This window comes from Hymenobacter saemangeumensis (assembly GCF_039541835.1).
Taxonomy (GTDB): Bacteria; Bacteroidota; Bacteroidia; order Cytophagales; family Hymenobacteraceae; genus Hymenobacter; species Hymenobacter saemangeumensis.
Window position 1 is genome coordinate 1 of record NZ_BAABGZ010000008.1, and the last position, 20,327, is coordinate 20,327.

Sequence of the window (20,327 nt, forward strand, 5' to 3'; positions counted from 1 at the left end):
CGCCGCCTGGATAACCGAACAGGATGCCAAAAACTGGTTTGACCATTGCGGATATCATGTACAGTAACTGCGAAACCGCTCTAATTACCGGTTAGCATGGAGAACTCACCCGCCGAAGACCCCGGCCAGTCCGGGAAAGCTGAACAGCAGGCTGCGGAAAAGAACGTGCCCCGCAGCGGGGAGCGGCCCGCGCAAGGGCAGGCACCTACCCTCGACCCCTGGGCCAACTCCGACAAAACCGACGCCGACCCCCGCCCCATGCAAGCTCCCGATACCCTTAATGCTGATAAGCACCCCATCCTGGCCCAGCCCCCGGCCGGGCTCACTGGCCTGAAGCTGGGCAAGCCCGCCACCGTGGCTGCGGGCCTGACCGCCGTGCTTAAGTCGGGCCAGTATGCCTGGGCTTATGATGGCCCCCTGCGCGGCACCCGGGCCCTGCTCAAGCTCAACCAGAAGGACGGCTTCGACTGCTCCAGCTGCGCCTGGCCCGACCCCGACGACCACCGCTCCTTTGCCGAGTTCTGCGAAAACGGCGCCAAGGCCACGGCCTCCGACGCCCAGCGCGACCCCGTAGGGCCAGAGTTTTTCGCCCGCCACAGCCTGGCCGAGCTGTCGCGCATGACCGACCGCGACCTCAACAACGCTGGGCGCATCACCCACCCCATGGTGCTGCGGCCCGGCGCCACCCACTACACGCCCATCTCCTGGACCGAGGCGTTTGAGCTGGTAGGCCGGGAGCTGAATGCCCTGCCTTCGCCCCACGAAGCTGTTTTCTACACCTCGGGCAAGGTGCCCAACGAGCCGGCCTTCCTCTACCAGCTGTTTGTGCGGCAGTTTGGCACCAACAACCTGCCCGACTGCTCCAACATGTGCCACGAGAGCAGCGGGGCGGCCCTTACCAACACCACCGGCCTGGGCAAGGGCTCGGTCACGCTCAACGACATCCACGAGGCCGAGGTCATTCTCATCATCGGGCAAAACCCAGGCACCAACCACCCGCGCATGCTCTCCGCCCTGCAGGAAGCCAAGCGCAACGGGGCCCAAATCATCAGCATCAACCCCCTGAAGGAAGCCGGCCTGCTGAACTTCAAAAACCCCCAGGATTTTACCAATCCCTTGCGGGCCCTGGGGGCTTTATTGGGCAACGGCACCCCCATCACCGACGTGTACCTGCAGGTGCGCATCAACTCCGACCAGCTGGTAATGCGTGGGCTGATGAAGTGCCTGCTCGATGCCGAGCAGCTCAACCCCGGCCAGGTGCTCGACCAGACCTTCATCCGGGAATACACCACCGGCTACCCCGAGCTGATTGAAACGCTCAACCAAACCAGCTGGGCCGACATTGAGGAAGCCAGTGGCATCAGCCGCGCCGAGATTCAGGAGGCCGCCAGCCTGATAGCCCGGCATAAGAAGATTATCACCTGCTGGGCCATGGGTCTCACCCAGCAGAAAAACGGGGTGTACACCATTCAGGAAATCGTGAACCTGCACTTCCTGAAAGGTGCCGTGGGCATTCCCGGAGCGGGCCTCTGCCCCGTGCGCGGCCACTCCAACGTGCAGGGCGACCGCACGATGGGCATCTGGGAGCGGCCGGCGAAGTCTTTCCTGGACGCGCTGGAGCGGGAGTTCAGCTTCCAGCCGCCGCGGGAGCACGGCTACGACACCGTGGAGGCCGTGAAAGCCCTGCACGAGGGCAAAATCAAGGTGTTTGTGGCCATGGGCGGCAACCTGCTCGGCGCCTGCTCCGACACCGAGTTTGTGGCCGAGGGCATGCGCAAGCTGCGCCTGTCGGTGCACGTCACACCCAAGCTCAACCGCGGCCACCTGGTAAACGGCGAGATGGCCCTGCTGCTGCCCTGCCACACCCGCATCGACCTCGACGTGCAGCAGAGCGGGCCGCAGTTTATGAGCTGCGAAAACTCCATGGGCGTGGTAAGCATGAGCAAAGGGGTGCTGGAGCCCCTGCCCAACAGCCAGATGCTGAGCGAGGTGGCCATTGTGTGCGGCATGGCCCTGGCCACCCTGGGCGAGCGCAGCACCGTCGACTGGGTGGGCTGCACCCAGAACTACGACCTTGTCCGCGACTACGTGGCGCGCACCATTCCGGGCTTCGAGAAGTTCAACGAGAAGGTGCGCGAGCCGGGCGGGTTCTACCTGCCCAACGGCCCTCGCGAGCGCAACTTCACCACCGACAACGGCAAAGCCAACTTCACGAGCACGCCCCTGGAAAAGCACGCGCTGCAGCCCGGGCAGCTGGTGATGATGACCATGCGCAGCCACGACCAGTTCAACACCACCATCTACGACTACAACGACCGGTACCGGGGCGTGTACAACGAGCGCCGCGTCATCTTCCTGCACCCGGCCGACATGGCCGAGCGCGGCATCCCCGAAAAGGGCCTGGTCAGCATCACCAGCCACTTTGAAGGCCAGCAGCGGCACGCCCTAGGGTTTGTGGCCGTGCCCTACGACATTCCCCGGGGCAACTGTGCTACCTATTTCCCCGAGGGCAACGTGCTGGTACCCATTGGCAGCGTGGCCTACAAGAGCAACACGCCCACCAGCAAGTTCGTGGTAGTGACGATAGAAAAGGTGTAGCCCTGCTGCTTCCTCCTCGGTACGGTCTGGTAGCTGCTACTCAGTAGTGGAGGCAAAGGAAGCTTCCGGGGCGTGGCAGCTTTTCGCTAGCGAGCCCGGTACTGAGCCGTGTACTCGTACTCATACGTGTAACCATTGCGGGTAGTAACCTTGGATTCGGTGATATCCAGCAACGTATGGCTTAGCTGGTTGATGGTGAATTCGCGAGGTGGCTGCCCTATCCGAAAGACGTATGACAGCTGGGCTTCGTTATTCAGTAGCTGCCAGGTTCCATTCACGGTTTGAGGGTCAGAAGTCTGGCATTTTATAGTGCCATAGTCGGTCAGCAGGGTGCCATCGGCATTGTAGGTGTCTACGTCGTCAAGGTCGCAGCTTTGCGGGTCCGATGTCAGCACGGTAGGCTGCTGGCTGCCGGGCCCGGTTGAGGTCATGTAGGTGCGCGTAGTGAGGCGCCAGGAGGTCACCTGCCACTTGTGCGCCGTAAGTATATCGGCTTTGGAAGTTGGCCGGGCTTTCTCCTTTTCGCAGCCCAGCAGGCTGGTAGTGGCGAGCAGCAGGGCAGCGGCAAGCAGGGGCCGGGTTTGTAGAAATGCTTTCATAGTGGCAGTTAGTAATCTTGGAATTGAATTGGTGTGGAGCGGCCGCTTGCTTCAGCCAGAAGTGGATGTGCTGGCTGCCGGTGAACAGCCGCCCGCAGAAATCGAAAGGTAAAGAAGTTGCCTGGCAAAAAAGCCTTACTTTTTTCACTACGGCTTTCAGCCCAGCTAATGTAGGAGAATTGGCTGCGCGCTATTTCCGGCGCGAGGATGGGTTGCAAGCCTGGAGTATTGCGGCTACCAACAAACCGCTGCGTACTTTTAGCCTGTTGGTCCGGGAGGCGCAGCCTGCGCCCAGCGGCCCCCTATTTCTTGTATGAGACAACGTTTCTGGCTTCTGGCGGGCATCCTGCTGCTGGCTATCAGTGGCTGGGCCACGCCACCGGTACGGGGCACTGGCACTTCACAGTCGCTGGGTAGTCAGGTGTGGGAGTTTTTTGCTCACATGCTGAGCCCGTTGGGCTTTCCGGCGCGCTGGCACTGCGGGCACTGGACTGGCTTCCACGGCTGGCTCTACATCATTTCCGACCTGTTTATCTGGGCGGCCTACTTCGTTATTCCCTTCCTGCTCATCAACTTTATCCGGCAGCGGCGCGACATCCCCTTCGACCGCATGTTCTGGATGTTCGGGCTGTTCATCTTTGCCTGCGGCGCTACCCACCTGATTGACGCCCTCATTTTCTGGGTGCCGGTGTACCGGCTTAGCGCCTTCGTCCGGCTGGTAACGGCCATTGCCTCCTGGGGTACGGTGCTGGCCCTGATGGAGGTGCTGCCCCGCGCCCTGCTGCTGCGCACCCCTACCGACTTGGAGCAAATCGTAAAGGAGCGCACCGCCGAGCTGGCCACGGCCAACCAGCAGCTACGCGACCTGGCCGAGCAGCTGACGCGCCGCAACTCGGAGTTTACCACCCTGGCCAATGCCATTCCGCAGCTGGCCTGGATGGCCGAGCCCGATGGTCATATCTTCTGGTACAACCAGCGCTGGTACGACTACACCGGCACCACCTTCGATGAGATGGAGGGCTGGGGTTGGGAGAAGGTGCACGATGCCGAGCACCTGACTTCCGTAACGGCGCGTTGGAAACAGCACCTGGCTGGCGGCACACCCTGGCAGGACATGTTCCCGCTGCGCCGCCACGACGGCGAGTTCCGCTGGTTTCTCTCCCGCGCCGAGCCCGTGCGCGGGGACGACGGCAAAATTGCCCGCTGGTTTGGCACCAACACCGACGTAACCGAGATGCAGCTGCTGCAGGAACAGGTGCAGCGCAGCGAAATCCAGTACCGCGTGCTCATGGAAAGCATTCCACAGCTGGTCTGGGCCGCCAACGGCGCCGGTGAGCTCAGCTACTGCGATGGCCGCACCGTGGACTACACCGGCATCGCGGCCGGGCAATGGCTGGGCCGCCCCTGGCAAACCCTGCTGCACCCCGATGACCGTGAAGCGGCCGAGGCGCACTGGCAGCAGGCCCTGCACACCGGCGGCTTGTTTGAGGGCGAGTACCGCCTGCGCCGGGCCAGCGGCGACTACCGCTGGTTTCTGGTGCAGGCCCGCCTGCTCGATACCCACAACGGCCCCGACCCCGTGCAGTGGTTTGGCACCTGCACCGACATCCACGAGCAGCACAGCCTGCGCGAGGCCCTACAGGCGCAGAACGCCGAGCTGGCCCGCACCAACCGCGACCTCGACACCTTCGTGTACGCCGCGTCCCACGACCTCAAGCAGCCCGTACAAAACCTGGCCGGCCTCTTCGATGAGCTCAAGCGCAGCGCTACCTTCCACGACCCCGACGCCCGGCAGATGGAAGGCATGGTCGACGAAGCCCTCGACCAGCTGCACAGCACCATTCAGTCGCTTACCGAAGTAGTGCAGGTGCAGCGCCGCTCCGAGCAGCTGCCCCCCGAACCGGTGCAGCTGCAGCCCCTGGTGGAGGAGGTAGTAAAGCTGGTGCAAGACACGGGCAGCAACCCACCCACCTGGGAGCTGGACTTCTCGGCAGTGTCAGCCGTAGTGTTTGTGCGGGCCAACCTGCGCAGCATTGTCTACAACCTGCTCAGCAATGCCGTTAAGTATGCCGACCCGCAGCGGCCGCTGCGCATTACCGTGCGCACCGAGCTCAGCGAGGGCGTGCCCGTGCTGGTGATTCAGGACAATGGCCTGGGGCTGGACCTGCACCGGCACGGCAACCAGCTGTTTCAGCTCTTCCAGCGCTTCCACGACCACGTAGCCGGCTCCGGCGTGGGCCTGTACCTGGTGCAGCGCCTGGTGGAGCAGGCCGGCGGCCGCCTGGAGCTGGCCAGCGAAGTAGGGCGGGGCAGCACTTTCCGCATCTACCTGCATTCCGCTTGAGGATGCTTAGAAGGAACTCACGCAGAGGTACGCAAAGCAAAAAACCGCGGAGGTCCGCAGAGCTGTTCTTTCGTTGAACATCCTCTGCGGACCTCTGCGGTGTTAACTCTGCGAACCTCTGCGTGAGCTTCCTCTATCGGAAAGCCCGCTAAGCAACCGCCGAGCCCTGCTTTTCCAGGTCGAACAGCTCGCCCAGCATCTCCACCAGCTGCCCGGCGTCGTCGCGCTTGCAGGCGGCTTTGAGCTGCAGCACGTGCTGCTTGAGAATCTTCTGCATCAGCGAGCGGGTGGCTTCGTCGAGCAGCTTGCTTTCGGCGGGGGTAGCTTTTTTCTGGTAGCGGTCCAGCTCTTCCTGGCGCAGCTGCTCCAGGCCGGCTTTCATCTTCTGAATGATGGGCGACACCATCATCTCCTTGGCCCACTCGCTGAGGCCCGAAAGGCTTTCGGCGATAATAGCCCGCACCTGCGGCACCGCCGCCAGGCGCATCTCCAGCGCCGCCGAGGCCTTGCTCTGAATGGCGTCGATGTTGTACACCAGCACGCCGGGTACGTGCTCCACGTCGGCGGCGATGCTGCGGGGCACGCTCAGGTCGATGAGGAACTTAAAGCTCAGCACGTCGAGGTTTTCCACCAGGTCTTTGGTGAAGAACGGCTCGGCGCGGTTGATGGACGAGATGATGACGTCGGCATCTTTCAGGGCCGGCACCAGGTTTTCGAAGTCCACGATGCGCATGCCGCACTCCTCGGCCAGCTCTTCGGCCTTGGCCCGGGTGCGGTTGCAGATGGTGATGTCGGAAAACGCCTTGCTGGCGGCCAGGTGGCGGCACACGTCGGCGCCGATTTCGCCCAGGCCCACCACCAGCACGCGGGGGTTGGCCACGTCGGCGGTCAGCTCCTCAATCAGCTCCAGGGCGGCGTAGCTCACCGAGGCAGCCCCGTCGCGGAAGCTGGTTTCGGTTTGTACGCGCTTGTTGGTGAAGAACACCGTGTGCAGCAGGCGGTGCAGGAAGGGGCCGGCCGCATCGGCGTCGGCGCTCCACTGGTAGGCCATCTTCACCTGGTTGCTGATTTGCAGGTCGCCCACCACCTGGGCGTCGAGGCCCATGGCTACCTCAAACAGGTGCTGCACGGCTTCTTCAGCGGTGGTCAGCAGGTCGAAGTAAGGGATAAAGCTGCCCGTGTCGGTGCGGCCTTTGAGGTCGCCCAGGGCTAGGATGATTTCACGGCTGCGGTCATCGTCGGCCGCGTAATACACCTCGGTGCGGTTGCAGGTGCTGAGTACGAGCAGGTCCGACAAACCCAAATCGTGGTGCAGCGTGTGCAGGAAACGGCGGCAGGCAGCCTCATCCAGCGAGAGCAGCTCGCGAATGGCGAGCGGGGCTTTCTTGAACGAGAGGCTTACCGCCTTGAAGGGATGCGACATAGGAGATACCAGTACGAAACCGGACCACAAAATTACGGCAGGATTCGCTAGAAAAGAAACAGCCGGGCAAGGGCGAGGGTTCGGCCGGGCTTAACTAATCGGCAGATGGGCCCTCAGCAGCGTCGGATGGCGACGTTGCCGCGACAGTTCTACGGCTGCATTCGTTGGTTAAAGCCAGCGGGTTGCCTGCGGCTACGCTGTGCGCCACTACTAGTCTGGTAGCTTGTTTGGTGAAATGAGCCGGCGCGACACCCCTGGTGCTTTGGGGCCAAGGTAGAGCTCCCGGTCTGGGTTGTGCCTCCACTAGCAGCAATAGCCCTTGCCGCCGGCCGTACCTTTGCGCCATGCATCCCACCCCCTCTGCTTCTTCCCACACTTCCTCTTCCGACCTGGCCTCGGCCGATGCCACGCTGTCGGCCGAAACGCCAATAATCGCGCCGGTGCCGGCTTCGGAGGCGGCTGCGCAACCTATTTCCCTTACGGCCTGGGTGCTGTTGATTGTGCTGGCCGGCATCTGGGGCACGTCCTTTATTCTGATGAAGCGCGGGCTGGAGGTGTTCTCGGCCGTGGAGTTGGGCGTTACGCGGGTGAGCGTGGCGGCGCTGCTGCTGCTGCCGTTCGGGCTGCGCCACGTGGGCAAGGCCAGCCGCAGCCAGCTGTGGTGGCTGCTGGCCAGCGGGGTGGTGGGCACCCTACTGCCCGCCATGCTGTTCGCCTACGCCGAAACCAAGCTGGCCTCGGGCCTGGCCGGCGTGCTCAACGCCCTCACGGCGGTGTTCACGCTGCTGGTGGGCGCCCTGCTGTTCGGGCAGCGCCTCACGGGGCTGCGCGTGCTGGGCATTGCCCTGGGCTTGCTGGGCACCATCGTGCTTATTCGCCTGGGCGGCAGTGGGGGCGAAGCCACGCCCACCGGCGAGGGCAACGCCTGGTACGGGCTCTTTATCGTGGCCGCCACTATCGGCTACGGCTTCAGCGTCAACATCATCAAGCACCGCGTCAGCGGCTTGTCGCCGGTGGCAGTCACCTCGCTGCTGCTGCTGCTCATCGGCGGGCCGGCGCTGGCCTACCTGCTGGTGGGCACCGGCTTCCTGCACAAGCTGGCCACCGTGCCCGGCGCCTGGACGGCCTTCGGCTACATTGCCCTGCTGGCCACCATGAGCACGGCCGTGGCCATGGTGCTGTTCAACAAGCTTATTCAGCAGTCGACCACGCTGTTTGCCTCGTCCAGCACCTACCTCATTCCCATTGTGGCCCTGGCCCTGGGCGCGCTCGACGGCGAGGCCTTCAACCTCTGGCACGCCGTGGGCATGGCCATTATTCTGCTGGGCGTGTTTATCGTGCACCGGGCGAAGTAGTTTTATCAGATGTGCTGATGTGCCAGAACAACACTCCCCTCCTCAGAAGAGGAGGGGATGCTAAGCCGCAGGCTTAGCTGGGGTGGTTGACCTCGCCAGAACGACACCCGAACGACAATATTCGAACAACTCGTTCTGCCGGCGCAGATGCCCTAACCACCCCTGTTTTCGCTTGCGCGAAAACATCCCCTCCTTGGTAAGGAGGGGAGTTGCGTGCTGCCGTCAGCCAATCACCTCATCTATGTAAGGCCACTCGCTAAACCGCGCCGGCAGCCCGGCCTTCTGGGCCTGCTGTTTCAGGTAGGCTAGCAGCCGGGCCAGCTCCACCTCATCCTGCACCGCGTACTCGTGCCAGCCGGCCTGCCAGAACTCGGCTTCGGGCGGGAGCCTGGGACGCACGAGGCGGCGGCAGGCCGTAGCGCTGCGCAGGTGCAGCAAATCCAGGGATTTGGCGAGGGAAAGGCTGCTGCGGGCGGGCAGGTGCAGCACGGCGTGGGCATGGTTGGGCAAAATGGCGAAGCCGTGCACGGTGAAGCCGGTTTCTTCCAGCATCATGATTTCGCCGGCCAGCACTTCGGCCATCTGCTCCAGCTCGAAGTAGCGCGGGCCGCTGGGCGCCCGGTCGAGCACGGCGTCGTACTTGGCGAAAAAGGCCTTCTGCGCCCGCTGCCGGGCAGCCGCGGTTTCCGCCGGGCTGGCCCCGGCATCGGCTTGGGCCTGCACGGCCTCTTGAGCGGCGCGCAGCCCGGCTTTCAGCTCGCGGCCGGTGCTGGCCGGAATGCTGCCGTGCAGCCGGAAGGTGAGCAGAATGGTTTGGTCCACAGCGGTAGAGTGGGAGTTAAAAGTTGAGAGTTAAAAGTTGAAAGGGCTTTCGGCTTTAACTTTTAACTCTTCACTTTTAACTTTCTAAGCTGAAACCACTGCACGATGCGGATGCCGATAAGCAGCGCCAGCAGCGCGGGAATTAGCAATAGGAGCACCCAGGTGTTGGCTTCGTCATAGGACGTATGGGTGAGGTTGGCTAGGTTCACCATAAAGTCGGTGCAGTACCAGAAGGCCCAGTGCACGAAGCGGGCGGCAAGCTGCGTTAGCGTATTCATGAGCGGGGCTGCTGTTTAAGCCGGCGGATGGTGCTCATGTTGCGCAGCGCGCCATAGGTAAGCCAGAGCAGCAGGGCCGGAATCAGGAGGACGTAGAAGGCAATGTTGGCGGCCGCGTACAGGCCCATCCCGCCCATGGCCAGGAATTTGATGGTGGCCACGTACAAGGGCTTCAGCCGGAAGAAGGCCGGGCTGTTGGCTGCCGTGGCGTGGGGGCAGCCGTGCTGCTCGCAGTAGCGAGTGCAGCGTCCGGCTACTCGGGCATCGGTGGGGGCATGGCGGGCGGTGGCATTCACCCAGTAGCCGAAAGCCAGCGGGAGCAGGGCCAGGCACATGGTAAGCAGCAGTGCTTTGAAGGAGAAGCTCATGGATGATGTTTTTAGCCCGCAGAGGGCGCAGAAGCTGGCGCAGATAACGCAGGAGCAAGCGGATTTATTGACTGCTTAAAGTAAGCACCCCATTTTTGTCGAGCAGCCTGCTCTCGGTCAGCAGGCTGTCGATTACACTGTTGATAAGCTCGCGCTGCTCCTCGCTGATGCGGGCGAAGCCCAGCAGGCGGCCGGCGGGCAGCGCCACGGCCTCGCGGGCTACGGCAAAGCCGTCGCCCACCACCGTTAGCACGGCCTGGGCCAGCTCTTCGGGGGCTACATAGGGCAGCTTGCGTGAGGCGGCGGGCAGGGCGCTGCGCTCGCGCACGGGAGGCGTTTTCATGCTGGGCGTCCACAGAAAGTCGCCTTGCTGCCGCACGCCGCCCGTGCTGGCGGCCAGGCGAATGGCCTCGGCCACGCTGGCCCGGATGCGGGAGCCTACCTGGCTGGCGCCGGCGGCCAGGGCCAGGCGGCGGGTTACCTCGTCGGTATGGACGGGGCTTTCCACGGCCACCACCTCGGCTACCCAGGCGGCCAGGCGGCCCACCGGGTGCTGGTGCAGCTCGCGCTGCCGGATGGCGGGCGGCAGCTGGGCCAGCTGGTAGGGCGGGGCCGCGCTGGTCCGGCCGGCGGCGGGTGGTGCTTCCCGCTGCAGGCCGGCGAAGGCGGCTTCGGCTTCCTCCTCGGGCTCGTCGGGCGCGTCCAGCGCAGCCAGGCGGCGGGCTTCTTCAATGGCGGCCACGGCGCGCTCGGTTTCCCGGGCGGGGTCGCGAAACCAGTCGGTGCTCCAGATGCGGTGCAGGCGCCAGCCCACGTTTTCCAGCACGGTCTGCCGCAGCCGGTCCCGGTCGCGGGCCGAGCGGGCGGAGTGGTACATGGCCCCGTCGCACTCAATGCCCAGCACGTAGCGCCCCGGCTGGTCGGGGTCGACCACCGCCAAATCGATGTAAAAGCCCTGGGAGCCCACCTGGGGGCGCAGCTGGTAGCCCCGCGCCGTGAGGGCCCGGTACACGGCTTCCTCGAAAGGCGACTCCAGGGCGCGGCCGGTTTCTACGTTCTGGTTCAGGTAGCCGTGCTGGGCGTAATTCAGAAAAGTTTTGAGCGCAGCCACGCCCTTGGCCGGGCTGCGGCTCAGGTCGATGTCATCGGCCGTGAGGTTAGTAAATACTTCGCAACGCTGCTTGGCCCGGGTTATCAGCACGTTGAGGCGGCGCTCGCCGCCTTCGCCGTTCAGCGGGCCGAAGCTCATGCTGAGGTAGCCCTCGCGGGTGCGGCCATAGCCTACGCTGATGAGCATGACGTCGCGCTCGTCGCCCTGCACGTTTTCCAGGTTCTTGATGAAGAAAGGCTCGTGGGGGTGGCGGTTGAAAAACGCCTCGGTTTCGGGGTGCTGCCGGCGCAGGCGCTCCAGCGCATCCTGAATGACCTGGCGCTGGGCCGTGCTGAAGGCCACCACGCCCAGGGTGAGCCGGGGCGTAGCGCGGGCGTGCTGCAGCACGGCCTCGGCCACGGCGGCGGCTTCCAGCGGGTTGGTGCGGGTAGTGCCGCGCTCGTAGTGCGTGTGGGGCAGGTGATGGTAGCGCAGGCCCAGCTGGCCCTGGCCGCCGGGGCTGGGGAAAATCACCAGCTTGTTGTCGTAGAACAGGTGGTTGGAGGCGGCAATCAGCGACTGGTGCAGGCTGCGGTAGTGCCAGCGCAGCATGCGCTCGGGCATCTGCCGGGCCTTGCACAGCTCCAGGATGCTCTGGATGTCGGCCGTCACGTTTTCCTCGTCGGCTTCCTCGCCGGTGCCAGTCAGGGAGTCGAAAAAGCTGGTGGGCGGCAGCTGCTTGGAGTCGCCCACCACCACCAGCTGCCGGCCGCGGGCAATGGCGCCCAGCGCATCCACAGGCTTCACCTGGCTGGCTTCGTCGAACACCACCAAATCAAACTCCACCGCGCCCGGCGGCAGGTAGCTGGCCACCGACAGCGGCGACATCATAAACACCGGCTTGAGGGCCTGCACCGCCCGCCCGGCCTGCTGCATGAGCCGGCGCAGGGGCAGGTGGCGGGTTTTTTTGGCAAACTCATTCTTGATGACCAGCATCTGCCCACCGGCCTGGGGGCTGGGCAGCTGCTCATAATGCTGGCGCATGGCCCGGATGCGGTTGTGGTACAGCGAGTCGCGGTCGGCCTGCCGGAAGCGGGCGGCTACCTCCTCATGGCTGGCCCGCTCAAACTGGCGCAGGGCCGGGTAGGTCTCATAGGCCACTTTTTGCAGGTATTCCAGCCAGGTGCGGCGCACGGCCACCGCCAGGTGCTGCGCCGCCTGCGGCCAGCTTTCGGCCAGGAGCAGCAGCTCCGGTAGCTGTTCATCCCGGGCCGTGGCCGCCACGTTGTTCCACTCCGTTACCAGGCGCAGGGCGGGCAGGTCGGCCGCCCAGGCGGCCAGGGTTTGCAGCTGAACGGCAAAAGGCTGAAACTGCAGGCGCCCCTCCGGGCCGAAGCGGCGGGCCTCGTTTAGCTGCAGGGCGTCGGCCACCGCCTGCACGGCCTGGCGCTGCGTGGCCAGGGCCGTTTCCAGGGTGGCTACGGGAGCGGCCAGCTCCAGCCCCGGCCCCTCCCCTGTGGGAAGGGGAGCCTGGTTGAAGTTGTAGCCACTGCTTTGGGGGCCGGCCTGGCTTAAATAAGTGAGCAGGGCGGCCGGCAGCTCGCCGCGGGCGATGCGCTGGTGGGTGAGCATGAGGTAGTCGGCCGTGCGGCGCAGGGCGGGCCAGTCGGAGCGCAGCGTCTGCCAGGTATGGCCGAAGAGGGGGCCGGCCAGGGGGTGGGCTTCCTCAATGGTTTGGCGGTGGCGGCTGGCTTCGTGGATGGCGTCAATCACCGCCACCAGCGCGGCGGGGTCGTTGGGCAAGGGGCCGCGCCAGATGGTTTGCAGGCGCTTGCGGGCCCGGCGGTAGTCGCCGCTCAGGAATTTCCACCACTTATGGCCGTACTCCAGCAGGGCGGCCCGCTCGGCCAGCAGCTGCTGGCCCCAGGCTTCGGGCAGCAGGGTGGCGTCGTGCTGCTGGTGCAGGGCCGCGTACGCGGTGCCAGCCTGAATAACTTCCGTCAGGCGGGCCGACTGCTGCACCCAGGCCGGGCTGGCTACTGCGGCGCGGCCCAGGGGCGGGGCCAGCTGGGCGTGGCGGGAGGCGGGCAGCAGGGCTTCGGCCCCGGCGCGGTCGGTGGGCAGGGGCAGGCCCAGGTGTTGGGCCAGGGCTTCGGCAGCTGTTTGCAGCTCAGCTACGGCGAGCTGGGCTTCACCCAGCCGGGCCGGCAGGGCGTCCTGCTCGGCGGGCAGCAGCACCGTCAGCTCCGAGCCCCAGAACAGCAGGCTTTTGGGAGTGCCGATTTTCTGCAGCGTGGCCTGCAGGCGGGCTGCCAGGGCTTCGGCCCGGGCGGCGTCGGCGTCGGTCCACTCGGCCAGGCTGGTGAAAGGCACGCGGGGCAGCTCGGTAGCGCCGCGCGCTTCGGCCAGGCGCAGCAGCTCGCCGGCCACCTGCTGGGCCGTGCGGCGGCTGCGGCCCAGGGGCGCGTTCACGGCCAGGGCGTAGTCGTTGAGGGCCTGGCGGTAGCGGGGCAGCTGGCTTACCTGGTCTTCCACGGCGGCCGCGCTGGCGGGGCGGCCCAGGCCCAGGGTGTGGCGCAGCTCGTCGTGCAGGGCTTTCTTGTTGGCTTTGTGGCTGTGCAGCTCCAGGCAGGCGGCGCCCAGGCCCAGGGCGTCGAGGCGGCGCTTCACCACTTCCAGGGCGGCCATCTTCTCGGCTACGAACAGCACTTTCTTGCCCGCGCCAATGGCTTCGGCCAGCAGGTTGGCAATGGTTTGCGACTTGCCCGTGCCGGGCGGCCCCTGAATGACCAGGTTGCGGCCCTCGTGCACGGCCAGTAGCGCCAGCAGCTGGGAGGAGTCGGCATCGAGCACCTGGTGCAGCTCGGCGGCAGGGCTCTCGGTATCCAAAAAAGCCAAGTCGCTGACGCTTGGCGGCGCATCCCGAAAGCCGGTGTCGGCGCCCAGCAGCGCCTGAATGGCGGGGTGGTCGAGCAGGGTGCTGCCGGCCGGCCAGCTGGCCGGGTCCAGGTCGCGGTAGAGCATGAACTTCCCGAAGGAGAAAAAGCCCAGCGCGATGCTGTTCTCCTCAACCTGCCAGCGGCGCATACCCGCTACGGCCGCCGCCACGGTGGCGAAGTAGTCGCCCAGCCGGCTGTCCTCGTCCAGCTCGGGCAAGGGTAGGCTCACGCCGAAGCTGGCTTTCAGCTTGGCCTGCAGCGAGAGGTTGCCTTCCACTTCGGCGCCGGTGTGGCGCAGCTTAAACCGCTCGGCGGCGCTGCCGCGCTCCAGCAGCACGGGCACCAGTACCAGCGGGGCCAGCCGGGGCTCTTCGCTGCTGTCGGCTTCGTACCAGCGCAGCATGCCCAGGGCCAGGTACAGGATGTTGACGCCCTGTTCTTCCAGGCTGGTGCGGGCCGTGTAGTAGGTGTTCAGCAGGCGGCTTTCCAGCCTGGGCAGGGGCTCGTCGGTCTGCAGCTTGTTGTCGGTAAGCAACGCCTGAGGGGTGGCCTCGGCGGCCTCATTGCCGGCCGCAGAAAAAGGCTCGTTTGGCGGAGCTGTTGGCAGCTCCTCCGATGTGTCTGCCAGGACTGCCGTACTGCCTGCGCTGCTCTTTTTAGCTTCCGGCGCCGCCTGGAAGTACATGGTTTTGCCCTGCTTCACCAGCACCTCGTACACGGGCACCGACGCTTCCCGCTGCACGGCCACGCCCTGGGCTTTCGACAGCCGGAAGTTGAGCAGGGGGTTGCGCAGGCCCAGGTCCAGCAGCTCCTGCCGGGAGGCGTCGAGGCGGGCGGCCAGGCTGGCGTCAGTTGTGGGGGGCGGGGCAGGAGCAGGGGCAGGCATCATGCCGCAACTTACACCAGGGCAGCGGTTATAGTTAGTTAAAAGCGAAGAGTTAAAAGCCGTTCTGCCTTTCAACTCTTCACTTTTAACTTTTAACTAGAAATCCGCCAAAACCCGTACTAAGCACTTCACCCTCCCGAACCATACCATGGCCCGCTTCACCCGCACCGATTTGCTTACCCAGGCTCTGCGCACCCCGCTTATTCCGGTCTTTTACCACGCCGAGGCCGCCTATGCCAAAGAGGTGCTCAGCGCCTGCTACCAGGGCGGTGTTCGGGTGTACGAGTACACCAACCGCGGCCCCCAGGCCTTGGCCATCTTCGCCGAGCTGCAGCGCTTTGTAGAGGCAGAATATCCCGGCCTGCTGCTGGGCGCCGGCACCATCTACACCGCCGAGGATGCCGAGCGGTTTATCAGCGCCGGCGCCGACTTCATCGTGTCGCCCATCATCGAGCCGGAGGTGGCCGCCGTGTGCCGGCGCCACGACCTGGCCTGGCTGCCCGGCGCCCAAACCCTGAACGAAATCTGGCAGGCCCTCCAGCAGGAGGCTGCCCTGGTGAAGGTGTTTCCCGCCAGCCATCTGGGTCCTGCTTATGTTAAAACCTTGCGGGGCCCGCTGCCCGATGCCCCATTTCTCATCAGCGGGGGAGTGCAGCTGGCGGAGGTGCCCGAGTGGTTCCGGGCCGGAGCCAGCTGCGTCAGCATCGGCTCCAAGCTGCTGCCGGGGGAGGGGCCGGGCGGGCTGGCGGCGCGGGTGGCCGAACTGCTAGTGCAGATTGAAGCAGGCCGGGCTGTGGTATAAATAAATTCATAGCGCTGACATTATATTGCCGGTATGAATCCATCATTTTCTACCGACTACCATCAGCTGCTGACTATTGTGAAGCAGCGGGTCCGAGAGGCCCAGTACCGTGCGCTGCAGCAGGTTAATCAGCAGCAGATTCAGCTTTACTGGGACCTGGGCCGGCTTATTGCCGAGCGCCAGCAGCAGCACGGCTGGGGCAAAAGCATAGTCGAAACCCTGGCTCAGGACCTGCAAAAGGAGTTTGCAGGCATGAGTGGGTTTTCGTCCCGCAACCTCTGGTACATGCGGGATTTTTATCTGGAGTACAGTACCGATGAACTTCTGCAACCATTGGTTGCAGAAATTAGCTGGGCGAAACATTTGGTTATTATGACCAAATGCAAAAGCCCGCACGAGCGCCTGTACTACACCGAGCAAACGCGGCGGAACAACTGGACCAAGGCAGTTTTAGCTCAGCAAATCAAGGCCCGCGCTTACGATAACACGGTGCTGGCCCAGCAGAATTTCGCCGAAACCATGCCGGCGGCGCAGCTTCCTGCCGCCGTGCTGGCCCTGAAGGACGAGTACACCTTTGGCTTCCTGGCCCTGACGCCGGAGCATTCCGAGTACGAGCTGGAGCAGGCCCTGCTGGGCAACGTGCGCCGCTTCCTGATTGAGATGGGCGGCGACTTCACCTTTATCGGCAACCAGTACCGGCTGGAGCTGGAAGGGCAGGAATACTTTGTCGACCTGCTGCTCTACCACCGCGAGCTGCAGTGCCTGGTAGCCGTGGAGCTGAAAATAACCGAGTTCCAGCCCGAGTATGCGGGCAAGATGAACTTCTACCTCTCGCTGCTGAACGAGAAAGTGAAAAAGGCCCACGAGCAGCCCAGCATTGGCATCATCATCTGCCAAAGCAAGCAGCGCACGGTGGTGGAATTCGCCCTGCGCGACGTGAGCAAGCCCATTGGCGTGGCCACTTACACCCTTACCGACACGCTGCCAGCCGAGCTGCGCCCCTTCTTCCCCAGCAACGAGGAGCTGGTGCAGCGGCTCGATGCCGTGACGGCGGCGCTGCAGGGCAACGCGACTCCGCGCTAAGCTGCCGCCGGCTGCCCCAGCTTGGAGTTCTTGTACCCGTAGCCGAAGTAAATCACCAGCCCAATGAGCAGCCAGATGAAGAACATCGTCCAGTTGTTGATGCCCAGCTGCGTCATCAGGTAGAGGTTGATAAGCAGGCCCAGGGTGGGCAGTAGGCTCAGGCGCTTGCGGAACGATAACCAAGCCAAGGCCAGGCATAACAGCAGGAACACCAGCATGGGAATCTGGTGGCGGAAGCCTTCGTAGCCCTCGCCGAAGCTGGCCAGGCGGAAGAAGTCGTTTACCTGCTCGCGGTTGTACACAAACAGCAGGGCGGCGGCCACCAGCAGAATCAGCGGCATCAGGAGCTGCCCGTTGATGTAGGGCACCTTGAAGCGGGCCTCGGAGCGGCCATAGGGGTCGATGATGAGGATGCCGCCGCATACCAGCGCGAAGGCGAACAGGGTGCCGATGCTGGTGAGGTCGACCACCAAATCCATGTTGAGAAACAGCGCGGGCACAGCCACGAAAAAGCCCGTGACGATGGTGCTGAACGAAGGCGTGTGGAAGCGCGGGTGAATGGTAGAAAACACCCGGGGCAGCAGGCCGTCGCGGCTCATGGTGAGCCAGATGCGGGGCTGGCCCAGCTGAAACACCAGCAGCACCGAGGCCATGGCAAACACCGCACTCACCGCCACCAGGCCCGAGAGCTTGGGCAGGCCCACCTCAGCAAATACGAAGGACAGCGGGTCGCCCACGCCCAGCTTGGTATAGGGCACCATGCCGGTGAGCACCAGCGTAATGACGACGTAGAGCACGGTACAGATAATCAGCGCGTACATCATGGCCTTGGGCAGGTCGCGCTGGGGGTTGCGGCACTCCTCGGCCGTGGTGGAAATGGCGTCGAAGCCGATGTAGGCGAAGAATACTGCCGACACGCCCTTGAGCACGCCGCCCACGCCGTTGGGGGCGAAGGGGCTCCAGTTGGCCGGCTGCACGTAGAAGGCGCCCACGGCAATTACCACGAACACTACCACCAGCTTAAGCAGCACCAGGATGTTGGAGGCCGTCTTGCTTTCCTTGATGCCGATGTACACCAGCGCGGTAATCAGCACGGTGATGGTAAAGGCAGGCAGGTCGGCCACCAGGCGCAGGCCACCAAACAGCTCGGGGGCTGAGTTCCAGATTTGGTAGCCGGCCAGCTGGGCTTCCGTGGCTTCGCTTAGCGGCTTGCCGGCCTGCATCAGCTCCATCACGGCGGTGTAGCCGATGTGGGCGCTCTGGGTGCCAGTGCTCAGGTAGGCCGGAATATGGATGCCGATGCCGTCGAGCAGGCCGGTAAAGTAGTCGGACCAGGAAATGGCCACCACGATGTTGCCCACGGCATATTCCATAATCAGGGCCCAGCCGATAATCCAGGCCGCCAGCTCCCCGAACGAGGTGTAGGCGTAGGTATAGGCCGAGCCGCTGACGGGCACGGTGGCCGCGAACTGGGCGTAGCACAGGGCCGAGAAGGCGCAGGCCACGGCGGTGAACACGAACAGCAGCGACACGGCCGGGCCGCCATCAAGGCTGGCTTTGCCGATGGTGCTGAAGATGCCGGCCCCGATAATGGCGGCAATGCCCAGGGCGGTGAGGTCGCGCACACTCAGGTGGCGGGCCAGGCCGCCGGGCGTTACCAGGTCGTGGTCGGCCGGCGGGTTCTGGAGAATGGCCGCAATGGTTTTGCGGCGAAAAAGGGAATTGTTGGAAGGCGGCATGCGCGGAAACAGGTTTTGAGGGGCAAAAGATAGGGCTTTTGCGAGTAGGTGGCCCGGCTGCGGCCCGGGGTAAGCTGCCGGGCTGCGACGGAAGCCGCTGCAATTGGAAGGCAGGCATGTGCAATTCTCCGCCGCCTGGCATCGGACAGGAAACAACCGTCCGCCTATGCGCCGCTCCCTTACCATTGCCATTCCGCAGCCCTGCCACGAAAGCTGGGCCGCCATGACACCCACCGCCCAGGGCCGGCACTGCGCCGCCTGCCAGAAAACCGTGGTCGACTTCAGCCGCATGAGCGACGCCGAAGTGCTGGCCTACCTGAGCAAAGCAGGACAAGGCAGCACCTGCGGGCGCTTCGCCGAAAACCAGCTGCAGCGGCCTTTACAGCCGCTGGCCCTGGCACCAGCACAGCGCTGGCGTACCTGGGCTGCCACCCTGGCCGCGCTGCTGGGCCTACGCGAGCTGCTGAGTCTGGATGCCCGCGCCCAGCAGGTACCCGTGGAGCAGACGGCCCGCAAACCAATCGACATGAAGCGCAACTGGCGCGAGCAGGAAGCCAGGCCGGTTGAGAGAATCAGTGTTATCCGGGGCCAGGTGGTGGAAGGGACTCAAAGCCTGCCAGGTGTCACGGTGCTTATTCCTGGTACCCAAGTGGGCATTTCGACTGGGTTAGATGGCTGTTTTGAGCTGATTTTGCCGGCTGAGTATCAAAATCAGGACAGCGTGAGCCTGGAGTTTAAATACATCGGGTACGCAAGTCAGCTGCGTACAACTCCCCTTACTATCGGCGAGCAAGTGCTGCGGGTAGAGTTGCACGCCGATGTGAAGGGAGAGCTGGCGGGCGAGATTGTTATTATAGGCGCCTGGGGATACCGCGCTATGCCCCCCGCCCCCTGGCGGCCCCGGGCCCTGTATGGCTGGGCCAAGTATTGGGTTACGCGCCCCTTCCGGAGCTACTAAAGCAACTTTCTGCAAGCATTTCCCGAGCACAGTATGCGCCTCACCATTCCCCAGCCCTGCCAGGAAAATTGGACCGCCATGCGCCCCGCAGGCAACGGTCGGCACTGCGAAAGCTGTCAAACCACGGTAATTGACTTCACCCAGCAATCCGATGCCGAAATCCTGGCGTATCTGGGCCGAGCTGCGGGCGGCCGCATCTGCGGCCGTTTCGCGGCGGGGCAGTTGGAGCGGCCGTTGCAGCGCGCCGCCCCGGCTGCCCTTGGGCGCTGGCGTGCCTGGCTGGCGGCGGCCGTGGCACTGTGGGGGTTGCGGGAAGTGAGTGGGAGCGAGGCCAAAGCGCAGGCGCCGACGGAGCAGCGGGCCGTGCCAAGCGGGTCTCATCTGGAGTACTCCGCTCGGCCTGACTATGAAGGACAGGTAAAAGCCCGGGTTTTACGCGGCCGGATTGTTGACTTTCAGACGAGAGAAAGCTTGCCCGGGGTGTCCATTATTATCAAAGGCACCACTATTGGTACGCAAACCAACGCAGATGGCACATTTGAGTTAAGCTGCCCCATAGAAATAACCAACTCACAACAGGCCATTGCACTTCAGTACATTGGGTATGCCTTCCAGGAGCTGGCCCCCACCCCCGGGCAATGGTATGGCGACGAGATGGTGCTGAAGATGCAGATTGAAATGAAGGGAGGTATAAGTGGGGTAAAACCCTGGCCCTGGCATCCCCGGACTTTTTACTACTGGGCTAAGTGGCAGCTCACTCGCCCTTTCCAGAAGTAGGTTTATTCATTGATTATCTGAGCTGTGGCTCTTACTATCAGCATCCTGCAGCTCCAAGCTGGCGCGAGTTTAGGCACAGCCGTAACTCGTGCCCTTCATTCGGGGGAGGCTGTGCCTCCCAACAGAACGGCCGGTAGAACACCTCAGGAGAATAACCTGCCGGCGCGGTTCCCAGCTTGCCGCTTTGCGGCGGTGGAGGTACAACCTCCACCTCATATTTCGTCACGAGTTACGGCTGCGCCTAAACTCGCGCCAGACGAGCCAAA

The 20,327-nt window shown here is 64.0% G+C and carries 14 protein-coding genes; 7 read left to right on the forward strand and 7 right to left on the reverse strand.

Features of this window, described 5'->3' with window-relative positions:
- Nucleotides 1-96 precede the first annotated feature (96 nt).
- Nucleotides 97-2,598 carry an FdhF/YdeP family oxidoreductase gene (locus tag ABD919_RS01365; protein WP_345233101.1) on the forward strand — a complete coding sequence of 834 codons (2,502 nt, stop codon included), beginning with the start codon at nt 97-99 and terminating at the stop codon, nt 2,596-2,598.
- A gap of 86 nt (nt 2,599-2,684) precedes the next feature.
- Here the strand turns inward: ABD919_RS01365 and ABD919_RS01370 are convergent, their stop codons facing one another.
- Nucleotides 2,685-3,197 carry a hypothetical protein gene (locus ABD919_RS01370; protein ID WP_345233103.1) on the reverse strand — a complete coding sequence of 171 codons (513 nt, stop codon included), beginning with the start codon at nt 3,195-3,197 and terminating at the stop codon, nt 2,685-2,687.
- Nucleotides 3,198-3,510: 313 nt separating this feature from the next.
- Here ABD919_RS01370 and ABD919_RS01375 point away from each other — a divergent pair, with 313 nt between their 5' ends.
- Nucleotides 3,511-5,541 carry a sensor histidine kinase gene (locus tag ABD919_RS01375; protein ID WP_345233107.1) on the forward strand — a complete coding sequence of 677 codons (2,031 nt, stop codon included), beginning with the start codon at nt 3,511-3,513 and terminating at the stop codon, nt 5,539-5,541.
- 148 nt (nt 5,542-5,689) lie between these two features.
- Here the strand turns inward: ABD919_RS01375 and hemA are convergent, their stop codons facing one another.
- Nucleotides 5,690-6,964 carry a glutamyl-tRNA reductase gene (gene hemA / locus ABD919_RS01380; RefSeq protein ID WP_345233109.1) on the reverse strand — a complete coding sequence of 425 codons (1,275 nt, stop codon included), beginning with the start codon at nt 6,962-6,964 and terminating at the stop codon, nt 5,690-5,692.
- A 344-nt stretch (nt 6,965-7,308) separates the two neighbouring features.
- Here hemA and ABD919_RS01385 point away from each other — a divergent pair, with 344 nt between their 5' ends.
- Nucleotides 7,309-8,319, forward strand: a complete 1,011-nt coding sequence (locus ABD919_RS01385) for a DMT family transporter (protein ID WP_345233111.1) — start codon at nt 7,309-7,311, stop codon at nt 8,317-8,319.
- A gap of 222 nt (nt 8,320-8,541) precedes the next feature.
- Here the strand turns inward: ABD919_RS01385 and ABD919_RS01390 are convergent, their stop codons facing one another.
- The 4 genes from ABD919_RS01390 to ABD919_RS01405 all read right to left on the reverse strand — a co-directional run bounded on the left by ABD919_RS01390 (nt 8,542) and on the right by ABD919_RS01405 (nt 14,705).
- A complete protein-coding gene (locus ABD919_RS01390; RefSeq protein ID WP_345233113.1) occupies nt 8,542-9,141 on the reverse strand; it encodes a hypothetical protein in 600 nt (199 codons plus the stop codon).
- 62 nt (nt 9,142-9,203) lie between these two features.
- Nucleotides 9,204-9,419, reverse strand: a complete 216-nt coding sequence (locus ABD919_RS01395) for a hypothetical protein (RefSeq protein ID WP_345233115.1) — start codon at nt 9,417-9,419, stop codon at nt 9,204-9,206.
- Complete coding sequence (locus ABD919_RS01400; protein WP_345233116.1) at nt 9,416-9,787, reverse strand: hypothetical protein; 372 nt, start codon at nt 9,785-9,787, stop codon at nt 9,416-9,418. The genes ABD919_RS01395 and ABD919_RS01400 overlap by 4 nt, the downstream gene beginning before the upstream one ends.
- 64 nt (nt 9,788-9,851) lie before the next feature.
- Nucleotides 9,852-14,705 (reverse strand): anti-phage protein ProA, encoded by a 4,854-nt coding sequence (locus tag ABD919_RS01405; protein ID WP_345233118.1) that lies wholly within the window; start codon nt 14,703-14,705, stop codon nt 9,852-9,854.
- A gap of 145 nt (nt 14,706-14,850) precedes the next feature.
- On the opposite strand from ABD919_RS01405, the gene ABD919_RS01410 reads away from it, so the two are divergent.
- Together ABD919_RS01410 and ABD919_RS01415 are read left to right on the forward strand one after the other, a co-directional pair.
- The gene (locus ABD919_RS01410) at nt 14,851-15,504 is read left to right on the forward strand and encodes a beta/alpha barrel domain-containing protein (protein WP_345233120.1); all 654 of its coding nucleotides are present in this window, start codon (nt 14,851-14,853) and stop codon (nt 15,502-15,504) included.
- Nucleotides 15,505-15,537: 33 nt separating this feature from the next.
- Entirely contained in the window at nt 15,538-16,587 is a 1,050-nt protein-coding gene (locus ABD919_RS01415; RefSeq protein ID WP_345233122.1) for a PDDEXK nuclease domain-containing protein, read from the forward strand.
- Here ABD919_RS01415 and ABD919_RS01420 read toward each other — a convergent pair.
- Complete coding sequence (locus tag ABD919_RS01420; protein ID WP_345233124.1) at nt 16,584-18,326, reverse strand: amino acid permease; 1,743 nt, start codon at nt 18,324-18,326, stop codon at nt 16,584-16,586. The two genes, ABD919_RS01415 and ABD919_RS01420, sit on opposite strands and share 4 nt — an antisense overlap.
- A gap of 166 nt (nt 18,327-18,492) precedes the next feature.
- Between ABD919_RS01420 and ABD919_RS01425 the strand changes: the two genes are divergently transcribed.
- Entirely contained in the window at nt 18,493-19,284 is a 792-nt protein-coding gene (locus tag ABD919_RS01425; protein ID WP_345233125.1) for a carboxypeptidase-like regulatory domain-containing protein, read from the forward strand.
- Between the two features lie 33 nt (nt 19,285-19,317).
- A complete protein-coding gene (locus ABD919_RS01430; protein ID WP_345233127.1) occupies nt 19,318-20,061 on the forward strand; it encodes a carboxypeptidase-like regulatory domain-containing protein in 744 nt (247 codons plus the stop codon).
- Nucleotides 20,062-20,327: the final 266 nt, after the last annotated feature.